Origin of the sequence: Candidatus Cryosericum odellii (assembly GCF_003570935.1) — a bacterium.
In the GTDB taxonomy this organism is placed as follows: domain Bacteria; phylum Caldisericota; class Caldisericia; order Cryosericales; family Cryosericaceae; genus Cryosericum; species Cryosericum odellii.
In genome coordinates, this window is the sequence record NZ_QXIU01000160.1 from 1 (window position 1) to 3,411 (window position 3,411).

Genomic DNA, 3,411 nt, shown 5'->3' on the forward strand with positions numbered 1-3,411 from the left:
GCCTACGAGGTCCAGGTCAAGGGCAAGACCATCATCTTCATCGATACTCCCGGCCATGAGGCATTCACCTCGATGCGCCTCAAGGGCTCGCAGGTCACCGATGTGGTCATCCTGGTCGTCGCCGCCGAAGAAGGTGTCAAGGAACAGACCCTCGAGGCACTTGACCACGCAAAGGCGGCCAAGGTCCCGATTATCGTTGCCATGAACAAGATCGACAAGCCCGAGGCAAACCCCGAGCGCGTCAAGCAACAGCTGGCGGACCGTGGTCTGCAGCCCGATGACTGGGGTGGAGACTCCGTCTTCCTTCCTGTGTCGGCCAAGACCGGCAAGGGTGTGGACGAACTGCTGGACATGATCCTCCTGCAGGCGGAGATGGCAGGACTCAAGACCCGGTCCTCCGTCGAAGCGTCGGGCTCTGTCATCGAGGCGCGCGTCGACAAGAACATCGGCGTCCTGACTCGCCTGCTCGTGCAGACCGGAACACTCCATGTCGGTGACGATATCCGCGTTGGCGACTGTGTGGGCAAGATCAAGCGCATGACCAACGAGGCAGGCGCGAACCTGCGCGAAGCGAAAGCGCTCATGCCCATCGAGGTCATGGGTCTGTCGGAACTGCCCGAGGCCGGCGAGGTCTTTCATATGGTGGAAGACGTGGACTCGTGCCGCATGATCATCGACGAGAAACGGCAAAAGGAGCGCCTTGCGTTCCTGGCGCAGGAACAGAAGAAGCCACTGACGCTGGACGAGTTGTTCAACGAAGAAGAGGCGTTGGACAAGAAGAAACTCACTCTCATCCTGAAGGCCGACGCGCTCTCCACACTGGACGCCGTCAAGTTCGAGCTGAGGAAGGTCAAGACCAAGACCATTCCGCTCGAGATCCTGCACGAGGGCACCGGCGGTATCACGAAGTCCGACGTTCTGCTGGCTTCCGCCAGCAACGCTGTCATCGTTGGCTTCAATGTCGTCCCTCTGGCCGAAGCGCTCAAGGTCGCCGCGATCGAGAAAGTTCAGATCCGCACCTATGATCTCATCTTCGAACTGGGCGACTCCATCGACAAGATGATCGCCGGGCTGACCAAACCGGTCTTCGAAGAGATCGTTCAGGGCCGCGCCCGCATCAAGGATGTGTTCAAGATCACCGGTGTCGGCGCCATCGCCGGCTGCCTGGTTGAGGATGGCAAGATCATCCGCGGCGCCAAGGCGCGCGTTGTTCGCAATGCCGTCGTCGTGTATGCCAACTCCAGCATCTCCTCGCTGAAGCGCTTCAAGGAAGACGCCAAGGAAGTCCTCAAGGGCTATGAGTGTGGCATGGGCGTGCAGAACTTCAATGACTTCAAGGTCGACGACATCATCGAAACCTTGGTGATGGAGGAGAAGAAGCCGTAAGGCAACGTCTTCCACGTTTTAACTGAACAACAATCATCCCTGAGCATGTTGGTCCAATGGGAAGGGCGTATTCCCTGAGCATGTTAGTCCAATGCGAAGGGTGCTTTCATGCCGGGCGTTCATCGTCCGGCGCTTTTTCATGCCAGACGACCAGAGTGAGTTCCCTCCTCCTTGGGGAACGACGGAACAGGCGGCCATGTATTCACAGTGTCTTCATCCCGGAAACGTGGTTCTGCAACATGGATGGATGCTCGAACCCCTGTTACGGGACATTCACGGTCTGAGTTGACAACGCGGAAGACGCCGGGTAAGATACATATGTCACCATTCCGGGTGGAGAAGTGAGCCACCTGTTCAAAGGAGAACGCTTGATGGTCTTAGCTGAACTTCTACAATCAGCGACCACTACCGTCACCCGAATTTCACCCTTACCCCATCCCCTGCGGGAAGATCAGCGTGTTCTCCAGGTACCACTGCCATGAGACAGTGGGGTCTGTCCCTCAATCGCGGGAAAGACTCCGACCTCATACCAACCAGACAAAACCACCCCGGCTGCCCTGAATCCAGGCGACCGGGGTTTTTCCATTTCGTGATCGCATACCAACGAGGAGGCTATCATGCCACAGATTGTCATCGTCATGGGCAGTGACGCAGATCTGCCCGTCCTGGAGCAGGCGTTTGCCGTGCTCCGTTCCTTTCCAGTGAGCTGGGAAGCACGTGTCATTTCGGCGCACCGCACGCCCGAGGCGGCTCTGGAGTTTGCTCGGGGCGCTCGTGCCAGCGGCGTGCAAGTCATTATAGCGGCAGCGGGCAAGGCCGCCCATCTGGCGGGAGCTCTGGCCGCATCCACGACCCTGCCGGTCATCGGCGTTCCGATCAGTACGCCTGGTCTGGGAGGCTTGGACGCTCTGCTTGCTACCGTGCAGATGCCGAGCGGCGTGCCAGTGGCGACGGTCGCTATCGACGGTGCGAAGAATGCTGCTCTGCTGGCGCTACAGATCGTGGGACTGGGGGATGCGCGGGTCGCGGCACGGCTTGTGGAGGAGAGACAACACCTGGCGGAAGAGGTGGGCAGCAAGGACAAGGCGATCCGTGAGCACTACTGCAGTACAGCCGAGACTGAACAGGGAGGTCCAGCATGACACGCAAGGAACTGTTGTACGAGGGCAAGGCCAAGCGGGTGTACGCCACCGACGATCCGACACGTTGTATCATTGAGTTCAAGGACGATGCGACAGCATTCAACGGCGTCAAGAAAGGGACGATTGCGGACAAGGGGGTTATGAACAACGAGATGTCCTCATACCTGTTTGCCATGCTCGCGACAGCCGGCGTCGGCAATCATTTCATCCAGCGTTTGAGTGATCGGGAGATGCTTGTGCGGCGGGTGCAGATTATTCCCCTCGAGGTGATCGTGCGCAACATCGTCGCAGGGTCGATGAGCAAGCGTCTGGGTATTGCGGAAGGGGCACGACTTGCGACGCCGGTCATCGAGTTCAGTTACAAAAACGATCAACTGGGAGATCCCCTGGTGAACGAGGACCACATCCGGGCGCTGGGCGCCGCTACGGACGTCGAAGTGACAACCCTCCGGCGACTGGCGCTGGAAGTGAACCGATTGCTTCAGAAACGCTTCGCGGCAGCCGACATCACTCTGGTCGATTTCAAGCTTGAGTTCGGACGCGCAGATGGTGCGATCCTTCTTGCCGACGAGATCTCGCCGGATACCTGCCGTTTCTGGGACAGTGCCACAGGGAAGAAGCTGGACAAGGACCGCTTCCGTCGCGACCTGGGTGGTGTCGAGGAAGGCTATCATGAAGTCCTTGGGCGACTGTTGACCGGGAGGGCGCAATGAAGGGCCGCGTCTTGATCAGTCCCAAGAAGGGGATCGCCGACCCTCAGGGGACGGCCGTGGAACAGGCACTTCACGCGCTCGGGTTCGCCGATGTCCGGGCGGTCCGGGTGGGCAAGGTCATCGACCTGGAGCTGCCGGAGGGTGACCGCGTGGCGGCGCTCGCGGCGCTC

The 3,411-nt window shown here is 59.5% G+C and carries 4 protein-coding genes; all 4 read left to right on the forward strand.

Translation table 11 applies throughout. The features are described 5' to 3' along the window. On the forward strand, positions 1 to 1,386 hold a 1,386-nt coding region (gene infB, locus SMC5_RS06700; protein WP_119120090.1), incomplete at its 5' end, for a translation initiation factor IF-2. Between the two features lie 617 nt (positions 1,387 to 2,003). Further along, positions 2,004 to 2,528, forward strand: a complete 525-nt coding sequence (purE, locus tag SMC5_RS06705; protein ID WP_119120091.1) for a 5-(carboxyamino)imidazole ribonucleotide mutase — start codon at positions 2,004 to 2,006, stop codon at positions 2,526 to 2,528. Continuing rightward, positions 2,525 to 3,241 carry a phosphoribosylaminoimidazolesuccinocarboxamide synthase gene (purC, locus tag SMC5_RS06710; protein ID WP_119120092.1) on the forward strand — a complete coding sequence of 239 codons (717 nt, stop codon included), beginning with the start codon at positions 2,525 to 2,527 and terminating at the stop codon, positions 3,239 to 3,241. Before purE ends, purC begins: the two co-directional genes overlap by 4 nt. Further along, positions 3,238 to 3,411, forward strand: a 174-nt coding sequence (gene purS / locus SMC5_RS11690) for a phosphoribosylformylglycinamidine synthase subunit PurS (RefSeq protein WP_119120094.1), incomplete at its 3' end; no start/stop codon positions are given. The genes purC and purS, both read left to right, overlap by 4 nt.

Bases quoted from the DNA above. Each gene is read 5' to 3' on its own strand.
- purE (WP_119120091.1), top strand. From the start codon at position 2,004: ATGCCACAGATTGTCATCGTCATGGGCAGTGACGCAGATCTGCCCGTC.
- purC (WP_119120092.1), top strand. From the start codon at position 2,525: ATGACACGCAAGGAACTGTTGTACGAGGGCAAGGCCAAGCGGGTGTAC.